Annotated in this window: 14 protein-coding genes and 2 pseudogenes; 8 read left to right on the plus strand and 8 right to left on the minus strand. The window is 71.1% G+C overall.

Annotated elements, in window-relative coordinates; genetic code table 11:
• The first annotated feature begins 27 nt into the window (after nt 1–27).
• The 4 genes from AB0P41_RS20740 to AB0P41_RS20755 all read left to right on the plus strand — a co-directional run bounded on the left by AB0P41_RS20740 (nt 28) and on the right by AB0P41_RS20755 (nt 4,531).
• Nucleotides 28–642: an ABC transporter ATP-binding protein gene (locus tag AB0P41_RS20740; protein WP_356714091.1), complete on the plus strand. Its 615-nt coding sequence runs from the start codon at nt 28–30 to the stop codon at nt 640–642.
• Nucleotides 639–1,499, plus strand: a complete 861-nt coding sequence (locus tag AB0P41_RS20745) for an ABC transporter permease (protein WP_365933380.1) — start codon at nt 639–641, stop codon at nt 1,497–1,499. Before AB0P41_RS20740 ends, AB0P41_RS20745 begins: the two co-directional genes overlap by 4 nt.
• A 71-nt stretch (nt 1,500–1,570) precedes the next feature.
• Nucleotides 1,571–2,092 (plus strand): hypothetical protein, encoded by a 522-nt coding sequence (locus AB0P41_RS20750; RefSeq protein WP_365933382.1) that lies wholly within the window; start codon nt 1,571–1,573, stop codon nt 2,090–2,092.
• Between the two features lie 195 nt (nt 2,093–2,287).
• Complete coding sequence (locus AB0P41_RS20755; protein ID WP_365933384.1) at nt 2,288–4,531, plus strand: serine/threonine-protein kinase; 2,244 nt, start codon at nt 2,288–2,290, stop codon at nt 4,529–4,531.
• A 22-nt stretch (nt 4,532–4,553) separates the two neighbouring features.
• Here AB0P41_RS20755 and AB0P41_RS20760 read toward each other — a convergent pair whose 3' ends face one another.
• The 5 genes from AB0P41_RS20760 to AB0P41_RS20780 form a co-directional block, all read right to left on the minus strand.
• Nucleotides 4,554–5,753: a PP2C family protein-serine/threonine phosphatase gene (locus AB0P41_RS20760; protein WP_356714095.1), complete on the minus strand. Its 1,200-nt coding sequence runs from the start codon at nt 5,751–5,753 to the stop codon at nt 4,554–4,556.
• 106 nt (nt 5,754–5,859) lie between these two features.
• Nucleotides 5,860–7,047: an ROK family transcriptional regulator gene (locus AB0P41_RS20765; protein ID WP_365933386.1), complete on the minus strand. Its 1,188-nt coding sequence runs from the start codon at nt 7,045–7,047 to the stop codon at nt 5,860–5,862.
• Nucleotides 7,048–7,322: 275 nt separating this feature from the next.
• Nucleotides 7,323–10,622, minus strand: coding sequence for a PQQ-dependent sugar dehydrogenase (locus AB0P41_RS20770; RefSeq protein WP_365933388.1), 3,300 nt, complete (start codon nt 10,620–10,622; stop codon nt 7,323–7,325).
• Nucleotides 10,623–10,708: 86 nt separating this feature from the next.
• Nucleotides 10,709–11,677: a sugar phosphate isomerase/epimerase gene (locus AB0P41_RS20775; RefSeq protein ID WP_356714098.1), complete on the minus strand. Its 969-nt coding sequence runs from the start codon at nt 11,675–11,677 to the stop codon at nt 10,709–10,711.
• A 210-nt stretch (nt 11,678–11,887) separates the two neighbouring features.
• Nucleotides 11,888–12,841, minus strand: coding sequence for a hypothetical protein (locus AB0P41_RS20780; protein ID WP_365933390.1), 954 nt, complete (start codon nt 12,839–12,841; stop codon nt 11,888–11,890).
• Nucleotides 12,842–13,257: 416 nt separating this feature from the next.
• Here AB0P41_RS20780 and AB0P41_RS20785 point away from each other — a divergent pair, with 416 nt between their 5' ends.
• The 4 genes and pseudogenes from AB0P41_RS20785 to AB0P41_RS20800 all read left to right on the plus strand — a co-directional run bounded on the left by AB0P41_RS20785 (nt 13,258) and on the right by AB0P41_RS20800 (nt 18,760).
• Nucleotides 13,258–15,219: an acyl-CoA dehydrogenase gene (locus AB0P41_RS20785; protein ID WP_365933391.1), complete on the plus strand. Its 1,962-nt coding sequence runs from the start codon at nt 13,258–13,260 to the stop codon at nt 15,217–15,219.
• A gap of 96 nt (nt 15,220–15,315) precedes the next feature.
• Nucleotides 15,316–15,609 (plus strand): annotated as a pseudogene (locus AB0P41_RS20790) (AAA family ATPase); the annotation flags it as partial.
• Nucleotides 15,609–16,598, plus strand: a pseudogene (locus AB0P41_RS20795) (VWA-like domain-containing protein); the annotation flags it as partial. The pseudogenes AB0P41_RS20790 and AB0P41_RS20795, both read left to right, overlap by 1 nt.
• Nucleotides 16,599–16,738: 140 nt before the next feature.
• On the plus strand, nt 16,739–18,760 hold the full coding sequence (locus AB0P41_RS20800; protein WP_365933393.1) for an NAD-binding lipoprotein: 2,022 nt from the start codon (nt 16,739–16,741) through the stop codon (nt 18,758–18,760).
• Here AB0P41_RS20800 and AB0P41_RS20805 read toward each other — a convergent pair.
• The 3 genes from AB0P41_RS20805 to AB0P41_RS20815 form a co-directional block, all read right to left on the minus strand.
• On the minus strand, nt 18,738–19,673 hold the full coding sequence (locus AB0P41_RS20805; RefSeq protein WP_365933394.1) for a TIGR03619 family F420-dependent LLM class oxidoreductase: 936 nt from the start codon (nt 19,671–19,673) through the stop codon (nt 18,738–18,740). The genes AB0P41_RS20800 and AB0P41_RS20805 overlap by 23 nt on opposite strands.
• Before the next feature lie 110 nt (nt 19,674–19,783).
• Nucleotides 19,784–20,677 (minus strand): geranyl diphosphate 2-C-methyltransferase, encoded by an 894-nt coding sequence (locus AB0P41_RS20810; protein WP_356714103.1) that lies wholly within the window; start codon nt 20,675–20,677, stop codon nt 19,784–19,786.
• A 4-nt stretch (nt 20,678–20,681) separates the two neighbouring features.
• Complete coding sequence (locus tag AB0P41_RS20815; RefSeq protein WP_365933397.1) at nt 20,682–21,992, minus strand: family 2 encapsulin nanocompartment cargo protein terpene cyclase; 1,311 nt, start codon at nt 21,990–21,992, stop codon at nt 20,682–20,684.
• Nucleotides 21,993–22,097 lie beyond the last annotated feature (105 nt).

Genomic DNA, 22,097 nt, shown 5'->3' on the forward strand with positions numbered 1-22,097 from the left:
AAGACCTGGACACGACGGAGCAGTGCGATGGACGTCAGAGATGTGCACCACTCCTACCGGCAGCACGCCGTCCTCCGGGGCGTCGACCTCTCGCTGCGGCCCGGCACCCTCGCCGGGATCGTCGGGGAGAACGGCGCCGGCAAGACGACTCTGCTGAAGGCCCTCGCCGGTGAACTCAGGCCGGACCGGGGATCGGTGCACCACACCGGCAGATTCGGCTACTGCCCGCAGTCCGTGGTCCTGGACGACTCCTTCACGGTCCGCCAGCACCTCGACTTCTTCCGGAGCGCGTTCGGGCTCCCGGACCTGCGGCGGGCCGGAGAAGTCATGGAGACCCTGGCCTTCACCGAATACCTCGACCGGCGCGCCGGCCAGCTCAGCGGCGGCTCACGGCAGAAGCTCAACCTGACCCTGGCCCTCATGCACGATCCGGACGTGCTGCTGCTGGACGAGCCCTACCAGGGCTTCGACTGGGAGACGTATCTGCGTTTCTGGGAGCTGGCGACGAGTCTGCGAGACGCCGGACGCTCGGTGCTCGTCGTCTCGCACCTGGCGTACGACATCGACCGGCTCGACGTGCTGTGGCGCCTGGACGGCGGACGCCTCAGCCGTCAGGAACCGCGTGCGGAGGCGACGGCATGAGGCGGCACTGGTCACTCTTCACCACGGCGTCCCGTTACGCGCTGATCGGTCATGCCCGCAACCGGTTCGCGATGCTGCTGGTGGTCGCGTACATCCCCGTGTGGATCGGGCTCGCCTATGTGACCATCCCCGACGCGCCCGCGCCGTTCCGGCTGCGGGCCACGGGTGAGGTGCTCTCCCCGCCGGGGAACCACCTCACCCAGATCACCGGGGCGCTGAACGCGGTGACGCTGATCGCCGGGTTCATGATGTTCGCCGCCACCTTCACGGGCGGTGCCTTCGACCGCCGCCTGGCGATGGCGGGATACCCGAGGTATCACCTCGTCCTCGCCAAGCTCTCCGCGCTCACGCTGGTCTGTGCCGCCGTCGCCGCGTACGCCACGGCCGCCGCCGGTTTCGCCTGGGCCCCTCGGCAGCCCCTCATGCTCGCCGCCGCACTGTTCTGCGCCGCCCTGACCTACGGCGCGTTCGGCGTGGTCTTCGGGTCGGTGCTCCGGCGCGAGGTGGAGGGCATGTTCGCCATCCTGATGATCAGCATCCTCGACGTCGCCCTGCAGAACCCCCTCTCCAGCTCCGGATCGGACAGCGCCGTCGTGCGCTTCCTGCCGACGTACGGGGCCGTGCAGGCCAGCATGTCCGCGGCCTTCTCCGACGCGTCGGTCCGCGAGGGCCTCGCGATCCAGGTCCTCTGGCTCACCTGCGCCGCTTTCGCCGGTTTCCTGGTCTTCCGCCGGCGCACCCGCAACGCGCTCCCTCCGGACCGGAAGCCCCGCGTCCCGACCCCCTCGGGGCCCGCTTCGGCCGAGGGGACCCGGGGAGCCACGCCCGCAGCGGCCGTGACCAAGGGAAGCCGTTGATCGTTCTGTAGCCGCGGGCGCTGACGCGGTGCCCGGACCGACACGTACTTCGTGCAAGGAGCACCACCGTCATGACTCTTTCGCGTACCGTCCAGCGCACTGTCCTCACCGCCGCTCTCCTGTCGGGCTCCGCCCTGGCCGTCCCCGCTCCCGCACAGGCCGCCCCGCTGCCGCCCGCGTGTCAGGAGGCGCTGCTCGAGACCCTCGACAAGTTCCCCGTGGTCGACTTCACCGTCCCCGACAAGGCCCAGAACGCGATGCTGGCCGAGGTGCTGGGCCTGAGCGAGGCCGACCAGGCGGCTCTCACCGAGACGGCATGCGCGGCCTGGAACACCTGGGCGACCCAGAACGGCCAGGCGGTCGCCGCGGACCTGGACACCCGTTACCGGAACGCGGCCGGGCCCGTGTGCAACAAGTTCGCCAAGTCCTCCATCGCGACGATCAAGAAGTACGCCCCGAACGTGCCCGCCGCGACGCGGGAGCTGGAGAAGCTGGCCAAGCAGGTCTGGAAGAACTCGATGGAGAAGCTGGCCGCGGAGGCCACGAACGCCGACTGCCGTGCGGCGTACACCGCGGTGCAGGCCGGCTGGTAGCGGAACCGGGCGGCACACGGCGCGGCCGGCCGGACTCCTGGGCGGGCCGCGCCGTGTGCGGGGCGGGGGTGCCCCGGAGAGCCCTGTTCGTCACCCGCCTTGGCCTGCCGTACCGCCCTGCGGCTAGTTTGGGTGCAGGACAGACAGGCGGGGCCCGTGGCGGCGAGGTGCACGGGGGACAGGAGGACGGGAAGAGTGTCGCTGCGCGGAGGTGACCCGGCGGAGATCGGCGGCTATCCGCTCGAGGCACGGCTCGGCTCCGGCGGTATGGGCACGGTCTTCCTGGCCCGTACGAGTTCGGGCCGGCCGGTCGCGATCAAACTGATCCACCAGCAGTTCGCGGGGGACGACGAGTTCCGCATCCGTTTCCGGCAGGAGGTGGCGGCCGCGAGGCGGGTGAGCGGCGCGTTCACCGCCGCCGTGGTCGACGCGGCCCCCGAGGCCGAGCAGCCGTGGATGGCGACGACCTACATCGAGGGGAACACGCTCGCCCAGCACATCGCCGCGGAGGGCCCGCTGAACGGGGCGGAGCTGAGGAGGCTCGCCATCGGGCTGGCGGAGGCGTTGCGCGACATCCACCGGGTGGGGGTCGTCCACCGGGACCTGAAGCCTTCGAACGTCGTGCTCTCGCCCGAGGGCCCGCGCGTCATCGACTTCGGTATCTCGCGCGCCGCGGACCAGCAGACGCTGACGATGACAGGGCGTGTCATCGGTACGCCGCCCTTCATGTCGCCGGAGCAGTTGCAGGCGCCGCGCGGTGTGGGTCCGCGGTCCGACGTCTTCTCGCTGGGGACCCTGCTGGTGTACTCGGCGACGGGCCACGGGCCGTTCGACGCGGACAGCCCCTACATGACGGCGTATCAGGTGGTGCACGAGGAGCCGTCCCTGGGCGCCGTACCGGCCGCTCTGCGTGCGGTCGTCGAGTCCTGCCTGGACAAGGAGCCCGAGGGGCGCCCCTCGGCGGACGAACTCCTCGTGCTGCTGCGCGATCTGCCGGCCGACCTCGGTGGGACCGAGGTGCGGCCGACCGGCGCGGGGCGGACCCGCGACATGATCACCCAGCATCACTCCGGGGCGGGTGACACCCCGCCGCCGGCCGCCCCGGCAGCCGATGCCCCGGCCGGTCCCGGTGCGGGGAGCAGCGGCACCCTCGCCGGCCGCCGCCTGCGTCGCGGATGGCGGCCCGTGCTCGCGGCGGCGGTCGCGGTCGCGGCGATCGGCGGCGGAGTCACCGCGCTGAAGACGGGCAGCTTCGGGGGGAGCGGCGGCGACAAGGGCGACAGCGTCGCGGCGCCGGCCGCCGCGCTTCCGGACGGCTTCGCGCCGTGGCGCACGACCGTGCGGGGCGGTGACGAGGGCATACCGGACGAGCTGCGCTGCGTCGCGCGCGGCGACGCGCTGTTCTGCGGGGGCGGCGGCGTCCTCGCAACCCGTATCAGCGCCGTGGACGGCTCGAAGGCGTGGACGGCGAAGAGCCCGGGCGTCCCCGTCCAGGGCATGTATCTGGTGGGCGCCACCGACGACACGGTGCTCGGCTACCGCTTCGCCTCCCAGGACGCCCCGCAGGACCCTCCCCGCGAGGTGGTGGCCATCGACGCGGACAGCGGCCGGGAGCTGTGGTCCGTGCCGTCCGGCGCCCAGTCGACGGCCGTCACGGGCCGGACCCAGGACGCCGTCGTGGCCGGCTCCGCCGTCGTGACGGTCGACGCCTCCAACTCCCGCTTCGAGGCCCGCGACGCGCACAGCGGGGAGGTGACCTGGAAGACACCGTTCCCCGCCGGCACGCAGTGCGCTCCCGTCCCGGCGGGACCGCGGCTCTTCGCGATGTGCGCGACGGACGCGGAGGTGGACGCCCTGGAGGTGCGCCACCCCACCCTGTACACGCTCGACCGCGCCTCGGGAACACTGGGCGGGGCCATCCCGGTCGACGGGCCCGCCAGGCCGGTGGGCGCCGACAGGGGAGGTCTCGTACTCCTCCAGGAGCACGTCGAGGGCACCGCGCTCACCGGGTACGACGGGGTGGCACGGGTCGACCCGGCCACGCGGAAGGTCACGTACTCCCGGCTGGCCAAGACGTACGCGGGAACGCCCGGCATGGCGGACGGCACCGTCTACGTGAGCGGACAGACGGGCCTCGTCACGGCGCTCGACCCCGCGACCGGACGGAAGAAGTGGTCGCGGCAGACGCCCGTCGAGGGCGCGTCGGGTCCCGTCGCGGGCGCCGGCGCGTTGTATTTCAGCTCGGCCACGGGCCGGGTGGTCGCGCTGTCGCCGCGCGACGGCACCCCTCTGTGGTCGACGGATCCGCAGGCCGAAGGCGCTTCGGGCGAGGAGGGCGCGAGCCCGCGCGTGACCGTCGCCGGGGGCGCGGTGATCGTGGCCGCGGCGGACAACACCCTCTTCGCCTTCGACGCGCGGAAGCCGCCGGAGTCGGCCTGAGCCCACGGCGCGTCGCCCGGGATCACCGCGCTGCTAGCGCGCCTCGCCGGGCGGACTCCCCGGCTCCGTGCCAGTCCAGTATGAGGACCGTCGCGTCGTCCTTGAGTTTGCCCCGGCAGGCGTCGAGCACCGCTGTGGTCAGGGCGCGGACGGCCTCCCTGGGGTGCGACGTGCGGGTGTCGGCCACGAGAGAGGCCAGGTCGACATCCGCCGCACCGCGTTCCTGCATGCCGTCGGTGAGCAGGACCAGGCGGTCGCCGGGACGCAGTTGCAGCGTCTGGAGCTGGTAGGACGTCGGCGCCGCGACGCCGAACGGCAGATTGACGGCGAGCTGGATCTCCTCGGCCTCGGTGGCACCGTCACGCAGGCGAAAGGGCCAGGGATGCCCCGCGTTGACCAGTTCGCAGGTGCCCGAATCGAGCTGCACGCACAGCAGCTGTCCGGTCACCAGCCCACGACTGTGGTTCAGCAGGGCCTCGTGAGCGCGACCGGCCTGATGCAGCGCGTCGCAGCCGGTGCGACGGGCGCCGCGCAACGCCCCCGTGACCAAGGTGGCCAGCAGCGCGGAATCGGTGTCGTGCCCCATGGCGTCGGTGATGGACAGGTGCAGAGTGTCCTGGTCCAGGGTGTAGTCGTAGGTGTCGCCACCGATGTCGTCGGCCGGGACCAGACCTGCGGCGAGGGTGAACTGGGGAGCCTCGCAGCAGGAGGCCGAGGGGAGCAGCTGATGCTGGATCTCGGCGGCCAGGCTGGTCTCGGTGGTGCGCCGGCCGGCGTGGTAGAGGTCGGTGAAACGGCGGTCCGTGACGATGATGTACGCCAGGGCGTGTGCCGCCTCACTGATCTGTCCGAGCACGGCGTCGTCGGCGTACTGCAGCGTCACCTCCAGGACACCGATGCAGTCGCCCCGATTGCTCACCGGAGAGATCACCCGCCGTCCGCCCTGGCCGTCCGGCTCCACATGCTGGCGCTGCCCGCGGAGAACCGTGTCGTAGACACTGCCCTGCAGGGCGATCCGCTCCGGAACGTCCGCCATGACGCCCTCGACGGGCGCGGTCAGGCGTAGCAGCCGCTGCCCCATGAGGTCGACGAACAGGAACGACACACGCTCCGCCCCGAAGCGCTTGCGCAGATCGTGCGCGACCACGCCGACGGACTCCCCGGGCGGCGCGGACTCCGCGGCGGCCAGAAGCTCGCCGAGTTCCAGATCTCTGCCATCCATGGCAACCTCCGATCGTCTGTCGCCACATATTCCCCGGTATTCGCCATCCTCACCTGGCAGGTCCGTCACGCCCGGTCACCGGCCGTCCGGCGGCGGCGGTCTCCCCTCAGGCGTCCCCGGCCACCGACGCCTCGCCGTAAGCGAGTTCGCTCGCCAGCAGCGCGGCTCCCACCACCCCGGCGCGGGGGCCCAGTTCGGACATGACGATCGGCAGGTTGCCCGTGGCCAGTGGGAGCGAGCGTTTGTACACGACGCTGCGTATCTCGGCGAGCAGGGGGTACCCGAGCCCGGTCAGACCTCCGCCGATCACGATCATCGACGGGTTCATGAAGCTGACCAGCGTGGCGAGGACCTGCCCGACCCGGTGGCCCCCGGCCCGGATCAGTCCGACGCTGGTGCTGTCGCCGCCGTCCGCGCACTCCCCGACGTCCAGGGCGGTCAGCGCCCCCCGCTCGGCTAGCCGTTCGGCAAGGGCGGGCGACTGCCCGGATCTCGCGGCCTCCGTGGCGTCCCTGGACAGGGCCACCCCGCCGAAGTACGCCTCCAGGCAGCCGGTGTTCCCGCAGGAGCAGACGGGCCCGTCGGCCTCGGCCTCCACCTGGACGTGCCCGATGTCGCCGGCACACCCCTCCGCGCCCCGGTAGATACGGCCGTGGTGCTGCATGCCGGAGCCGATGCCGCTGCCGATCTTCACGAAGAGCAGATGGTCGACGGCCCTCGCGACCCCGCTGTGCTGCTCCCCGAGGGACATCACGTTGACGTCGTTGTCGACCACGACAGGACAGCCGTGTGCGCGGGCGAGGGTGTCACGTACCGGAAAGCGGTTCCAGCCCACCATGATCGGCGGCGAGACGGGTACGCCCTCCCGGAAGCTGACCGGCCCCGGCAGGCCGATGCCGATGGCGTCGAGCCGGGTGTAGTGCCCTTCGTCCGCCAGCGCACGCAGGAGTTCGCTGACACGCCCGAGTACGGCGACCGGCCCGGAGCGGATGTCCGCCGGCTCGGAGCAGGCGGCCACCGGGACCAGCGCGCCGTCGGTGATCTCGATGTCGATGGAGCTGGCGCCCAGATCGACGGCGGCGAACCGCAGCCCGGGGGCCAGCTGGACGAGGGTGGAGCGCCGCCCGCCACGCGACGCGGCGGGGCCGGCCTCACAGACGCGCCCGGCCGCGACCATGCGGTCGAGTTCGCCGAGCAGCCTCGGGCGTGGGACCTCCAGCCGGTCCGCGAGTTGGGCGCGGGACAGCGGTCCGTTGTCGCGCAACAGACTCAACACGCGGTACTGGAGGTTCACGGACTCACTTCCTCTGAACGCCCTCGGAGAGCTGGGGAGTTGTCGCGGAGGTGGCACGGAGGTCCGGCGATGTGACCGCCCGGACAGGCTCCGCGCTCGCGCGCCGCAGGGCGAGGCACGGGCGACTTCCGGCAACTTTTTCACAGAACGCGGAAAGTCGCCGCACTGTTGACGGAACTCCCGGGTTCCGCCACCTGGAAGCGCACACCTCGCGCGGAGTCCGGGCGCAGAACTGCCCCGCCGGTGACAGCGGGGCAGCTCCGTCCCTGCCGGCGTCAGCCGGTGGCGCCTCCCTTCAGCGCCCGCGCGCTCCCGGCCAGCGCCGCACCGGCCTCGCTGTCCGGCACCAGGGCCGTGTCGGACGCGTAGCCGGCGAACGACTCCAGTACGGCCGCGGCCCGAGCGGTCCGGCCCGCCTCGGCGTGCGCCTCCGCCTGAGCCAGCCGCACGGTGAGCCGCTGCTGTCCCTGCGCCGTGATCAGGCCGTCGGCCCGCAGCCGGGTGATCAGCCCGCGGATGTCCGCGTAGGACGTACGGGTCGTGAAGGTCACCGTCTTCGTGGTGGTGTTGCCGGCCTTGTCCCGGGCCCTGACCGTGAGGTCATGGCTCCCCAGCGGCAGCCGCCACAGCTCCAGCACCTGGCCCGAGGTGACGGATCCGCCGTCCAGCGTGGCCGTCGCGGTGGCCCCGCCGGACACCGCGTCCTGTGCCGAGAAGACCGGCGTCGGCCGCCCGGAATTCCCGTGCACGCCGTCCGCGTCGAGGCCGTTCACCGCCACCGTGGGACCCGTGCGGTCGATCCGTACGGTGAGCGAGCCCACCCCGGAGACGTTGCCGCCGTTGTCCGTCGCCCGGTATCGGACGGTCGTGGCTCCCTCGGTGGACAGGGTGACGGCCGCGTTCGCCGACTGCCACGTCTTCCCTCCGTCGACCGAGTACTGGCGGCTCGCGACCGTCCCGTTGTCGGTCGCCGAGACGGCGAGCGACACATTGCGGGTGTACCAGCCGTCGTCACCGTCGGGCCGGGGCGGGTTGAGCGTGGCGGTGGCCTCGGGCGCGGTCCGGTCCGCGACGCCCGCGCCCTGGAAGGTCAGCGAGTCCAGCTCGACACCGCCGGAGCTGGTGACGAAGACCTCACCGCTACCCGAAGGAGCCTCGGGAAGAGCCGTGGTGACGGCCTGCCAGCCCTCCCCGGCCGGCACCGGCACCGTGGCGAACGGCTCGGCGTCGGCCGCGCCCCAGCGCAGCGCCAGGGTGCCGGCACCGCTGGCACGGGTCCGCACACCGGTGATCCCGGTGAACGACACCGGCTCGTACGCGATCCAGTCACCCGCGTCGAAGGAGGTCAGCTTGCGCTGCCCCGACGCCGTGGTGTCGTCCGCGACCGTGACACCCTCCGACGAGTCGTAGTGCTCGGCCTGCATGAGGGCCGGGTTGAGCACCACCTGGGCGTCGCCGGTGGCCGGCGGAACGCCGCCCGCGCCCTTGTCGGTGTAGGTGATCCCCAGAACGCCGAACACGTTCTCGGTGTCACCGTGGCCCGCGTCGGTCGGGGTCACGACTCCGCCCGCGCAGCCGGTGCCGCTGTTGACCGGGTGCCCGTGCTGGTTGTGCCCGAGACCGAAGGTCCAGGCCGCCTTGGCACAGTCCGGCGTGGTGCCGTCCTCGGGGTCCTCGACGGCGATGCCGTACGGCACGGCGTCGCCCCAGTTGAAGAACCCGCCGTTCGGCGGCGAGGTGAGCCGTACCGTCGGCGCGGTGTTGCCCACAGTGATCTGGCGGCTCGAAAGACCGGACTTGCCCTGCGGGTCGGAGACCTTCAGCCGCGCCTGGAACTGCCCGTTCTCCGGATACGTACGGGTGACCGTGGGCCCGTCGGCGTCGAAGGTGCCGTCACCGTCGAGGTCCCACTGGTAGGTGAGGGCGCCGTTCTCCGGGTCGCTGGAACCGGTGGCGTCGAAGGAGACCTCCAGCGGGGCCTGGCCGGACGTCCTGTCGGCCTTGATCACGGCGGTGGGCGCCTTGTTGCCCTCGGCGTAGTCGATCCGGTAGAGGCCCGCGTCGGGGTTCTGCCGGAAGAAGCCGTCGCCGTAGTCGAGGACGTAGAGCGCGCCGTCCGGACCGAACTCCAGGTCCATCGGGTTGTCCCACTGCGGGATGCCGTTCTGCGACCGCTCACTGTTGGGCAGGAGGTTCTCCAGCTTGCTCACAGGGCCGTCGGGCCCGTCGAGCGTGAGCGCGGCGACGTAGTCCTGAGAGAACTCCGCGAAGAACGCCTTGCCGTCCCAGTACTCGGGGAACTTGCCGGGTGAGGGGTTGTCCGCGTCGTAGTGGTAGACAGGGCCGCCCATCGGGGCCTGCCCGCCCGGACCGCCGGGACCTCGGAAGGCGGTCAGCTCGGGCCAGGGCTGGTCGGTGTCCCGGTCGCCGTACCAGAGCGTGGCCGGCGCGGACGCGGGCAGCTCGGTCAGTCCGGTGTTCCAGCGGGAGTCGTTGACGGGCGCCGCGCAGTCGAAGGCGGGGCCGGGCGTGAGGGTGGCGAAGTCGAAGTCACGGTAGGGCTTGCTGTTGTCACCCGTGCAGTACGGCCAGCCGCTGTTCATGGCCTTGGTCGTGGTCTGCCACTCGACGTAGCCCATCGGTCCGCGATTCGGGTCGGCGGTACCGGCGTCGGGCCCGTAGTCACCCCACATCACGGCGTCGGTCTCGGGGTCCACCGCCAGCCGGAAGGGATTGCGCAGGCCCATCACGAAGATCTCGGGGCGGGTCTTCTCCGTGCCGGGCTCGAAGAGGTTGCCCTCGGGGACGGTGTAGCTTCCGTCCTCCTGCACGTGGATGCGCAGGATCTTGCCCCGCAGGTCGTTGGTGTTGCCCGCGCCGCGGCGCTCGTCGAGACCGGGGTTGTAGCCCGCCGCGTCGTTGATCGGTGTGTATCCGTTGACGTTCGGGCCCGACGCCGGGGTGTTGCCACCGGTCGCGAGGTAGAGGTTGCCCTCCCCGTCGAAGTCCACGTCACCGGCCACGTGACAGCACTGGCCGCGGTTGCTGTCGACCCGGATGATCTCCTGCGCGGTGGAGAGGTCGAGCTTGTCCCCGGTCCACTTGAAGCGGGTCAGGGTGTCGTACCCCTCCCACCGCTTCCAGTAGGAGTCGTCCTGCCCGGCCGGCAGTTGGAGCGGTGCTGAGCCGGCCGGGGTGTTCAGCGGCGGCGAGTAGTACAGGTAGACCCACTTGTTGGTGGCGAAGTCCGGGTCGAGCGTGACGGTCTGCAGGCCCATCTCGGAGTTCTGGTACACGTCGACGTGGTTGACGACCTTCGTGACACCGGTGCCGGGGTCGGTGAGCCGCACGTCGCCGTTGCGGGCGGTGTGCAGGACGCGGTTGTCGGGCAGCACGGCGAGGTCGATCGGTTCGCCGGTGTCCTTCGTCAGGGTGACCTTCTCGTAGTTCGACCAGTCCAGGGCGTGTTCATGGCCGGGGTGCGCCTGGGCGGCGGGCGCGAGCGCCACACCGCCCAGCGCGGGCAGTGCCATGAGCAGGACCCCGGTGATCAGGCGTCTCAGAGTGCGGTGCACGGTGATGCGTCTCCTTGATCGCTGGCGGTGAGGAGCGGACACGGAGGCGCCTCACATGGAGACGCCTCCCTTGCCGTGGGCACTGTTCAGGCGAGGAGCCCTTCGAGGGCGGTGAAGCTGCGCTGCGCCGCACCCAGCGACCCCGGGGGATTGGGCTGGGTGTTGGGCGCGGTGTCCTGCTCCCAGATACCGACGTGCGAGGCGCGGGGCCCGATGTCGCGGATGAACCTCTCGTACGGGAGGTCACCGGCGCCGAACTCGACGATGTCGAAGCCGTTGGCGTTCGCCGCGTTGGCGTCGCCGTCCTTCATGTGGAACAGCGGGTAGCGGTAGGGCTGGTTGCGCACGTACGCGGCGGGGTCGAATCCGGGCCAGCGGTACTGGCCCACATAGGCCCAGTAGATGTCCAGCTCCAGATGGACGTGGCGCGGGTCGGTGTTCTTGAGGAACACGTCGTACAGCCGGACCGACGGCTGATCGGTGGCGAAGGCGAACTCGCCCGCGTGATTGTGCTGATAGAGCTTCAGGCCGCGCGCGGTCGCCGCCGCGCCCCAGACGTTGAACTCGTCGGCTGCCGCGCGGTAGCCCGCGACCGTGTTGACGTTCGAGGGCGCGTTGGCGGTGCCCACGTGCGGCATCCCGAGTATCTGCGCGGCGTCCAGTTCCGCCTGAAGGTTGGTGCGCAGACTGCCGATGCCCACGTGGCTGCCGACCGCCCGCAGTCCGTGGTCGTCGAGCAGCGTGCGGATCTCCGGGAGAGTGATCTGCCGGCCCAGGATGGAGGTGGACTGGGTGTATCCGGCGAACTCGATCTCCTTGTAGCCGATCCGGGCCAGTTCGGGGAGGACGACGGCGAAGCCGAGCGAGCTGACCTTGTCGCGGATGCTGTAGAGCTGGATGCCGATCCGGTCCTTGGGGATGGACAGACCGCTCGGTGCGGCGGCGGCCGAGGTCGCCGCGGCTCCGGTGACGGAGGCTGCGGCGATGGCCACGGTGGTGCCGACGGTGGCGCGCAGGAAGTCCCTGCGGTCGAAGGACTTACGGATATGACTCACGGTCACTCCTGGGTACGGAGGAGAAGGGCGTACGGGTCGGGGGGACGGGCCGCTCGGCGGTCCTGGCCCGCTCCGGAGATCAGGCGTGGGCGGCGGAAGGAGGGGAGCCGACGCGCTGCGGGGGGTTCGGCGACGCGGGTGGGCCGCCCGCCATCAGCCGGTGCCGCCGCGCGGGCCATTACGTGGGCCGCCCGGTCGTACCGCCCGGGGTCAGAGGCTGGACCTGCCCGCCCCGTGGGCTTCGGCCCGTGCCTCGGCGGCGCGGGCGGCGGCCTTCTCGGCGAGGCCGGCTCCCCGGTCCTCCGGCGCCGCCTCCTTCGCCGAGCGGGAGGACGAGGCGGCGGCGGGGGCGGTGTCGCCGGTGACGGCGCCACGGACACGTGCCAGGTCGCCCACGACCAGGACGGGGTCGTTTCCGGTCGCGGTGAGCCCGCCGCGCACGATCGCGTTGTCGAGCACGGCCTTCGCGGTGTTGTCGGTGACCGCGAGGTTGCCGCCGAAGTACGAGGCGCCCGCGCAGGATCCGAGCAGGCCCTCGCCGCCGAGCTGGAGGTTGTCCGCGTTGGACGCGTACTTCGCGGCGCCGTACACCTCGCTGGCGCAGAACACGCCGCCGAGGGTGTTTCCGTCGACGGTGAGCGCGCCCTTGACGGTGGAGTCGTACACATCGCTGTACTGGTTGCCGTCGCCCGTCAGCGATCCGTTGAGGGTGCTCCCGGAGACGTACAGCTCGCCGGCGCCGGTCCTGACGTTCCCGCCGAGCGTGGAGTCGACCACGTAGACGAATCCCCCGGTGGCGTCGACGGCCTTGAGGTTGCTCTTCTCCAGGTGCGCGCCGAAGGCGGACTCGGTGGTCAGCGCGCCCTTCACCGTCGTGTCGGTGAGGTCGAGGTAGGCGTTCTCCTCGACGGTGACCGCGCCGTTGAAGGTGGCGCCCGCCGCCACGAGGTCGGCCCCGGCCTCGACCGTCACCGTGCCCTTGACCTTTGTGCCGGTGAGGGTGCAGGACTTCCCGGCCGGTACGACGAGGTCGTTGGTGACGGTCACGGCTCCGCCGTCGCCGACACAGGTGGTGTAGAGCGCGGCCTGGGCCGAGCCGGAGAAGGCCACCAGCGTCCCGGACGCCACCAGTGAGGCCGTCGCGATGAACGTGCGAATCTTCATGTCGCTTCCCTTCCACTGCGTTCACGGCGGGGTCGGAGACCCGGCCGGTTTCCCCCCTGCCGACGGGGGTGCTGAGACGGTGCGTGCGCGGCGACCGCCGGCCGGCGATCGCGCGGTGCCTCGTGACGGGCGGGGCCCGGCCGTGGGGGGAGAGACGTGGAGAGATCCGTGAGGTGAGCGGCGTTCGGGGGAGCGCCGATCGGCTGCGGTGTCATCCGGGCGAAACGTATGTCTCGATGCGCCGAGAGATTAGGGCGCGGTCCGGGGGACTGTCCAGAGGTTCGGTACGAATCCCTTGAACTTTCTGATGATTCATCAAAAGATGTGGAGTGCCGGTGAAAAGGGAGGCAGGGCCGTCGGCGGCCGGGAGCCCGGACCGACCGCTTGATCGCGCCGGGGCGGGGTAGCGACATGGCATGGCCACTGACAACACATCCACCGACCCGAGCGGCTACGTGCGGCCCGAGATCGACGTCCGGGCGCTGACCGAGGTGCTCGACGGCGAGTACGCCGGGATCCGCGACCTCGTCCGGGCCAACCTCGTGACGTACGCCTCCGTCCTCGAGGAGGCCGACGAGCTCGGCTTCGACGCGTTTCGCGAGCGGGTGCGTGAGCTCGTGGTCGAGATGGCCGCGACGGGCCAGACCGGCATGGGCTTCCCGGGCAAGTACGGCGGGGGCGGCGACATCGGGGCATCGATCGCCGCGTTCGAGACGCTTGCCTTCGGTGACCTGTCGGTGCTGGTGAAGGTCGGCGTGCAGTTCGGTCTCTTCGGCGGCGCGATCCTGCAGCTGGGTACCGAACGCCACCACGACGCCTATCTGCCGGACCTGATCACCGGGAAGCTGATGGGGTGCTTCGCGATGACCGAGACGGGGCACGGCTCCAACGTCCAGGCGCTCGGCACCCGCGCGACGTACGACGCCGCCCGCCAGGAGTTCGTCATCACCACCGGCGGCGACCACGCCCGTAAGGACTACATCGGCAACGCCGCCCGCCATGCCGAGCTGGCTGTCGTCTTCGCCCAGCTGGAGGTCGGCGGGGAAGCCCGGGGAGTGCACGCGTTCGTCGTGCCGGTCCGGGCCGAAGGAGAGGTGGCACCCGGCGTCCGGATCGAGGACGACGGCCGCAAGATGGGTCTCAACGGCGTGGACAACGGACGCATCTGGTTCGACGGCGTACGGGTGCCGCGCGAGGCGCTGCTCAACCGGTTCGCCGACGTCACCGCCGAAGGTCTCTACGAGAGCCCGATCGAGAACCCCGACCGCCGCTTCTTCACCATGCTCGGCACGCTGGTGCAGGGCCGGGTCAGCGTCGGCGGCGCCGGGGTCAACGCCGCCAAGGTCGCCCTCGCGATCGCCACGAAGTACGCCGTGCGGCGCCGGCAGTTCGAAGCCGCCTCGGACACGGAGGAGCAGCTGCTCCTCGACTACGGACTGCATCAGCGTCGTCTGCTGCCGCTCATCGCGCGCACGTACGCGTTGCACTTCGCGCAGGACGTCGTCCGCACCCAGCTGCACGAGGTCTTCTCCGGCATCGAGGACGACGCGCAGGCGCGGCGCCGGCTGGAGGCACGGGCCGCCGGCACCAAGGCGCTCGGCACCTGGCACGCCACCCGGGTCGTCCAGGAGTGCCGCGAGGCGTGCGGCGGCGCCGGCTATCTCACCGTCAACCGGTTCGCCGCCCTCAAGGCCGACAGTGACATCTTCACCACCTTCGAAGGGGACAACCACGTCCTGATGCAGCTCGTGGCCAAGGGCCTGCTCACCCATTACGCGGCAGAGTTCGAGGACCTCGACCAGCTCGGCATGGTCCGCTACGTCACCGGCCTCGCCGTCGAGACGGTCATCGAGAAGACCTCGGCCCACAAGCTGCTCGAGCGGGTACGCGATCTGCTGCCCGGCGGAGACGAATGGGACCAGGAAGCCGGCCTTCTCGACTCGGAGTACCAGCTCGCCATGCTCCGCTACCGCGAGGAGCACATGCTCGCCGGCGTGGCCCGCCGGCTCAAGCGCGGGGTCGACCAGAAGCGCGACCCCGGCGTCGTCTTCTCACAGGTGCAGGACCACGTCATCGCGGTCGCCCACGCACACGTCGAACGCCTGGTGCTGGAGGCGTTCGTCGACAAGGTGCGCACCCTGCCGGAGGGCGGCAACAAGGTCGCGCTGGGCCTGTTGTGCGACCTGTTCGCCCTGTCCACGATCGAGTCGGACCGGGCCTGGTTCATGGAGCACGGCCGGCTGACCGTCCAGCGCTCCAAGGCGATCAGCCGCGAGGTGAACGACCTCTGCCGCAAGGTCCGGCCCCTCGCTGTCGGCTTCGTCGACGCCTGGGGCATCCCACCGGAGATGCTGCGCGCGCCGGACCTGGTGGGGTGACCCGGCTGACCCGCCCGGAATTTGGCTGCGGCCGGTCCGTGGGCGCTCCCATACTGAGCGGGCTCACTCTCCCACGTCCCGAAGGAAAACCTCCGCGTGCAGGCTGCCGTCACGGTCACTCCCGCCCAGATACCCGACCTGCTGCTGGGACTCGCCACCGTGCGGCCCGTGTTCCTCTGGGGAGCGCCGGGGATCGGCAAGTCGTCGCTCGTACGCGGCTTCGCCGAGTCGCTGGGGCTGGAGTGCGTCAGCCTCCTCGGGACGCAGCTCGCGCCCGAGGACCTGATCGGCGTGCCACAGATCCGCGACGGGCGGTCCGTGTTCTGTCCGCCGGAGAGCATCGCGCGCGACGAACCGTACTGCCTCTTCCTCGACGAGCTGAACGCCGCACCGACGAGGAATGGCGCTTCGTCCTCGCCCACGAGATGCTGCACGCCGCCCTGCGCCACGGTGAACGCCGGGGCGGCCGCGACCCGTTCCTCTTCAACGTCGCGGCCGACTACGTCGTCAACGACTGGCTCGTCCAGATGCGCGTGGGGGAGATGCCCGCAGGACTGCTGTACGACCCGGAGCTGCGAGGCCTGTCGTCGGAGGAGGTGTACGACCGGATCGCGAGTGACCTGCGCCGCCGGCGCCGGCTCGCGACCCTGCGGGGCAAGGGGGTCGGTGACATCCTCGGCGAGCCGCTGCCGCACGCCGACGCCCGCCCGTACACCGACCTGGACGACTTCTACCGGCGGGGCCTCGTCCAGGGCTTCGACCTGCACCAGTACGGCGAGCGAGGACTGTTGCCCGCCGGACTGGTCCAGGAGATCCGGGCACTGTCCCACCCGCCCGTGCCGTGGGACGCGCGACTCGCCCGCTGGTTCGACGAGTACGTACCCCGGCCCGAGCCCGTACGCTCCTACGCCCGCCCCGCCCGGCGGCAGGCGTCGACCCCGGACATCCCGCGCGCCGGCCGGTACTTCCCTCCCGAGGAGACGGCCCGCTGCACATTCGGAGTCGTACTCGACACCTCCGGCTCGATGAACAGCACGCTGCTCGGCAAGGCGCTCGGCGCGATCGCCTCGTACGCGGAGGCACGTGACGTGCCGGCTGCGCGTGTGGTGTTCTGCGACGCGGCGCCGTACGACGCGGGGTACCTGCCCCCGGCCGAGATCGCGGGCCGGGTGCGGGTACGCGGCCGGGGCGGCACCGAACTGCAGCCGGGCATCAACCTGTTGCGGAGAGCGGACGACTTCCCGCCGACGGCCCCGGTGCTCGTCATCACCGACGGCTGGTGCGATCCACTGCGGATCCGACGCGACCACGCCTTTCTGATCCCGCAGGGTGCCACACTGCCGTTCACTCCGCGCGGGCCGGTTTTCCGGCTGGGCTGAGAGCCCGGCGTCAACACGGAGTTCCCGCTCGGACCCGGCCGGGCAGGGAGACGCTGCGCCGGCATCCGCCTGCTCCTCTAAAGGATGAACCACGGCCTGATACCCGTATGCCGTGATCAACGACTGTCCACGCTGCTGCTGTGCACAAGACGAGCAATGATCAGGACAGGCGCCGGTGGGCCGGGATCGCCAGGGTGGGAAAGCAGCGGCAGGGTCAGGGGCAGGAGACCCCCGAGGCCCAGGTGGACGCCTCGGGGGGAGTTCCCCGCCGGGCAGCGCCGAGCGAGCAGGCGCGGTACTGGTTCGACAACACACTGGCAGGTGGCGCCGCCGCGCTCATCGGCTGGCTCGCTGTCGTGTGCCTGGTCATCGTCGTCCCGGCGAGCGCCGTCCTGGTATGGACGGACGACGGGGCCCCCGACGACCGGTGGGCGAAAGCCGCGGCGGTTTGGCGAAGCGTCGGACAGACACTCCGGCTGGGCGGAGAGGCCGGATCGCCCCTGCGTGTCGCCCTGTCGGTCCTTCTCGCCCTGGTCGCCCTCTTCTACGTGTCCACCCTCGTCAGCCTGATCACTGCCGCGATCACCGAGAAGCTCCTCGACCTCCGGCGCGGCCACTCCACCGTCCTGGAGAACGGCCACACCGTCGTACTCGGCTGGTCCGATCAGATCTTCACGGTCGTGGCCGAGATCGTGGAGGCCAACAGCAACCAGGGGCGGAGAGCCGTCGTCGTCCTCGCCGACCGGGACAAGACGGACATGGAGGAGGAGTTGCGCACCGAGCTGGGCGGCAGAGAAGGAGGCACCCGGATCATCTGCCGCAACGGGCGTCCGACGGACCCGGCCGCACTCGAACGGGTCAGCCCGGCCACGGCGGACGTCGTCCTGGTGCTCCCGCGCGACGAACCCGACGAGGACGCCGAGATCGTCAAGAACCTGCTGTCCCTCCGGGCGGCGACCGACGGCGACTGCCGCGCCCGGATCCTGGCGGTGGTCCGGGACGGACGCTACCGGCTCGCCGCCGTGCTCGCCGCAGGCCCGGGTGCGGTCGTCCTGGAGATCGACGACATCACCGCACGGCTCGTGGCGCAGTGTGCCCGGCAGCCCGGACTGTCGCTCGTGTTCCAGGAGTTGCTCGACTTCGCCGGAGACGAGTTCTACGTCGTCGATGCGCCGGCGCAGGCCGGCCGTACATTCGCCGAGGTACTGACGGCCTATGTGTCGTCGACCGTGGTCGGCGTCCTGCGGGCGGACGGAGCTCTGCGGCTCGCCCCGCCACCCGACTCGCTCGTGTGCGCAGGGGACCGGCTCGTCGTGATCGCGGAGGACGACGACACGACGGTGGAGGCTCCTGAACCCGCGGCCGTCGACGCGTCGGTCATCGTGCCCCGTCCGCCCGCAGCGGTGCGCTCCGAAAGGATGCTCCTGCTGGGATGGAACCGTCGCGCACACCGCATCGTCCGCCACCTGTCAGACCACGTCACTCCCGGCTCGGTCCTCCACGTCGTGGCCGACGGCGGGGAGCCCACCGCCGCGGAGGTGCGGGCCGCGGAGACGGAGGCCTCCACCGGCCTCACGGTCGTCCTCCGCCCCGGAGACCCCACCCTGCCCGGGACGGTGAACGGCCTGGACCTCGCCACGTACGACGGCGTCATCGTCCTCGGCCCCGACCGCGTGGCCTGTGGCGGCGCACCGGACGACCGCACCCTGGTCACCCTGTTGCTCCTGCGCGATCTGGAACGCAGGTCGGGAAACCCCGTCACCGTGGTCACCGAGATGACCGACGACCGCAACAGGGCGATCGCGCCGGTCGGGCCGGGCGCGGATTTCATCGTCAGCGGCAAACTGGTGGGCCTCCTGATGGCGCAGATCTCGCAGAACCGGCATCTGGCCGAACTGTTCGAGGAACTCCTCGCCCCCGGCGGAAGCACGATCCAGCTCAAGCCGGCCGCCCACTACGTACGGGCGGGGTGCCGCGCCTCCTTCGCCACGGTCGTCGAGTCGGCGTCGCGCCGAGGGGAGTGCGCCATCGGATACCGGAGCCGTGACCGTGCGACGACGGGCCCAGAATTCGGGGTGCGGGTCAACCCCCGCAAGGACGAGGTCCTGCGCTGGAGCGAGAACCACGACGTCGTCGTGATCACCCCGCACGCACGCCGGTGAGGAAACGGCCGGCCAGCTCGATGCGTTCGTCGAGCGTGACGGGTGTCTGGCCGAAGTCCACGAACAGTTCGTGCACACCCTTCTCGGCCGCGGCCCTCGCGTAGTCGACGTACTGCTGCAGCGTCCCCCTCCGTGGCACCTGCTCCGGATCGGTCCTGGTGTCGGTCAGCTCCGGGTTCACACGCAGCGCCATACGCAGACAGGCCGGGTCCCGCTCCGCCTTCTCGGCTTCCTTCACGATGGCGCTCCACATGGACACGAGGTCCGTCAGCGGCATGGCGCCGGGCAGCCAGCCGTCGAGTCGGCGTCCGATGCGTGCGAAGCCCCGGGGGGTGAACGCCGCCAGGAGCACCGGAGGCCCGGGGCGCTGCTGCGGCCTGAGACCGACCCTGGTCTCCGGAACGGAGAAGAGCGGGCCGTCGTGGGCGAAGGAACCGCCGGACCAGTACCCCTCCAGGACGTCGAGCGTCTCGTCGAGCCGCGCGCCCCTGCCTTTCCACGGCACGCCGACCGCCCTGTACTCCTCGGGCATCCAGCCGAGCCCGAGGCCGACGTCGAGACGCCCGTGGCTGACCAGGTCGAGCGTGGTCAGTGATCGGGCGAGCATGACCGGCGGCTGCCAGAGGCCGTTCAGCGTGCTGGTCCCGAGACGGATCCTGCTCGTGTGCGCCGCGGCGAACGTCAGGGCCACCAGGGGATCCAGGTGGTTCTCGTACACACCTGGCATCACGCCGCCCCGGCCCGGGTAGGGCGTGCTCGGCGCGACCGGGGCGAGCACGCGGTCACCCGTCCACAGGGAGTCGTAGCCCGTCTCCTCCGCCGTGCGGCTGACTTTCGTGATGCCTTCCGGCTGGGCGTCAGGACCGAACGTCGGAAAGGTCACGCCCAACCGCATCTCCGTGATCTGCGACATGGGAACTCACGATGCCATGCCGGACGACTCCCGCCCAGCCGTCGGAGCGGTTGGGCGGGAGGAGGGCCCGTTCCGTCGCCATGGGCCCTCCCGGACAGCAGGGGGCCAGGTCAGACGCGGTCCGCCGCGATGAGGAGGTACTGGAAGGACCCGTCCCTGTAGGAGTTGATGAACGCGTCCTCGATGCCCGTGACCAGCGAAGACGTGGCCCTCAGCTCCCAGTAGGGCAGAGTGTCGGGGGTGAGGTCGATGACGGCCTGCGGCACGAGACGATGGTCAGCCATGGCGCGCAGGTACTCCCGGCGCGAGTGGATGTTGCACTCGAAGTGCGCGTTGATCTGCGAGACCCACTTCGAGGGCTGGCCGTACCGCGGGTTCCAGCAGCCGGTGATGGTCACGTAGCGACCGCCGACCCGGAGGATGCGGGAGTGCTCGGCGAAGAGGTCGTCCAGGTCGACGTACATGCTCGACTCGTTGTTCCAGGACGCCGCGGCCGATCCGGTCTCGAAAGGCGTGGCGAGCATGTTGCAGACCCGGGCGCGGACATGGTCCTGGATGCGGAGTTCGCGGGCACGGCCGTTGGCGAAGTCGGCTTGTTTGGCCGACAGCGTCACGCCCTCGACCTTGCACCCGAAGCGCTGGTGCGCCATCACCATCGAACCGCCACGGCCGCAGCCGGCGTCCACCAGGGTGTCGTCACTCCCGATGTCACCGAGATGTCCCAGGAGGAACTCGGCCTGCGCGGACTCCAGTCGGTGGAGCTCCGCGATCAGCTTCTTCTCGCCGGCGCTGTCCTCGGTGTCGCCGAGTGCGGCATGGTCCACCTCACCGATGCCGTAGTGGTGGTGGTAGAGGCCGTCGACATCGCCGAGACGGAGGTTCACGGGCCTGGCCTCCCCGTCCCAGTAGCGGGCGATGTCCCCCTGGTAGGGCGTCGCGGGGCGGGGGATGCGCAGGGGAGTGGCGGTGGCGGTGAGTTCGGTGTCGGTCACGTACGAGTCCATTCTCTTACCAGAAATCGGGCAGGCTGTAGCGGTAGGTGTTGGTCCGGTGCCAGTGGTGATTGCCGTCGACCCACGCGGCCACGCCCCGCAGGAAGCGCTGCACGGTCGGGACGGGGCGGGCGGCGGCCAGGGCCGAGGCCTCGGTCTCGAAGGCGTGCATGAGTTCGTTGTGGACGTCGACCGACTTCAGGTAGGCGTCCCGGGCGGAGAGGCCCTCCCGTTCGGCGATCACGACGGGCAGGTTCAGGTGCCGGCCGGGGGAGTCGAGCTCCTTGGTGTACGAGTACAGGTCGTTCACGATGGTCGTCGCGTTTCCCGCGAGGGCGATGACCTTCTGCATGGCGGACTCGGCGTGCAGGTCCGCCGGAAGTTCGTAGCCGCCGACGGTGTCGGTGATGGTGGGGCAGGGGCGGAAGTTGTTGAACTGGCGCATCGCCAGGTACTCCCACACCTCCGGGACGTGGTCCAGCTGTGCCCAGGCCGCTTCGGCGAGATACCCCATGTGCAGCCGGGCCATGTCGTGCCGGAGCCGGTCGGCCTGGGAAGGGCCGGCCGCTCGGACGAAGTACTCCATGGCGGAGCGGTAGGCGCGCCGAGGCGCGTCCGCATGGAGCGACTTCGCCCAGTGCGGCTCGTACTCCTGTGCCGTGTGCAGGGGGTCGAGGGCGGTGTGTGCCAGCAGGAGACGTTCGCCGAGGCCGACGGGTGAACCCCCGTGGTCCTCGCAGTAGCAGTCGTCCACCGCGTTCTCGGCCACCATCAGGCGGGTGGCGAGCATCAGATGGTCGATGCTCGGCGCGTCGGGGTGGCAGCCCACCATGTAGCGGCCCACCGAGAAGCCGTCGAACTCCTCCTCCCAGTCCTCGGGATACAGGGCGACCTCGTCCAGTGCCCAGGCCTTGATCCGCCGGCTGACCTCCTCGACCCGCACCGGGTCGGGCTCGGGCACCGGGTGGTGGTAGAGGCCCGGGACAGACGGGCCCTCCGCCGTGTCCGCAGGCCGGCCCGACGCGGTCGGCGGCTCTTCCCGCAGGGCCAGGCGCAGACCCGCCGTGCCCAGGCCGCTGGGACCACGCAGGATCCGCTCCAGGCCGTCGCCCGCTGCCGGCACCCCGGCCGCCGGAATGCCGAGGTGAGGAGGGGCGGGTGCGGAATCCGGGGGCGGAGCGGGCAGGGAAGACGCGCCGGGCGGACCGCCGGTGGCGGCCTTGACGTCGCGGGCTCGGGCCGCGGCGGAGGCGAGGAGACGCGTCCCGAAGCGGGAAGCGGCCTCCGGCAGGCTCGACTGTGGCGGTGGCAGCTCAGGCGCGGGCATCCATGGCTCCTTGGTGGGGTGTGCGGCTGGTCCGAGGCCCTCCGGGGCATGCGCGACGGCCCCGGGAACTGCCGGGTGTCGCACCGGGCGTCTCTTTCGTCCGGA

Source organism: Streptomyces sp. NPDC079167 (genome assembly GCF_040686735.1).
In the GTDB taxonomy this organism is placed as follows: Bacteria; Actinomycetota; Actinomycetes; order Streptomycetales; family Streptomycetaceae; genus Streptomyces.

Coding starts and splice junctions, on each gene's coding strand:
- AB0P41_RS20740 (WP_356714091.1), top strand. CDS start 28: ATGGACGTCAGAGATGTGCACCACTCCTACCGGCAGCACGCCGTCCTC.
- AB0P41_RS20745 (WP_365933380.1), top strand. CDS start 639: ATGAGGCGGCACTGGTCACTCTTCACCACGGCGTCCCGTTACGCGCTG.
- AB0P41_RS20750 (WP_365933382.1), top strand. CDS start 1,571: ATGACTCTTTCGCGTACCGTCCAGCGCACTGTCCTCACCGCCGCTCTC.
- AB0P41_RS20760 (WP_356714095.1), bottom strand. CDS start 5,753: ATGGATGGCAGAGATCTGGAACTCGGCGAGCTTCTGGCCGCCGCGGAG.
- AB0P41_RS20780 (WP_365933390.1), bottom strand. CDS start 12,841: ATGAAGATTCGCACGTTCATCGCGACGGCCTCACTGGTGGCGTCCGGG.
- AB0P41_RS20785 (WP_365933391.1), top strand. CDS start 13,258: ATGGCCACTGACAACACATCCACCGACCCGAGCGGCTACGTGCGGCCC.
- AB0P41_RS20805 (WP_365933394.1), bottom strand. CDS start 19,673: ATGTCGCAGATCACGGAGATGCGGTTGGGCGTGACCTTTCCGACGTTC.
- AB0P41_RS20810 (WP_356714103.1), bottom strand. CDS start 20,677: ATGGACTCGTACGTGACCGACACCGAACTCACCGCCACCGCCACTCCC.
- AB0P41_RS20815 (WP_365933397.1), bottom strand. CDS start 21,992: ATGCCCGCGCCTGAGCTGCCACCGCCACAGTCGAGCCTGCCGGAGGCC.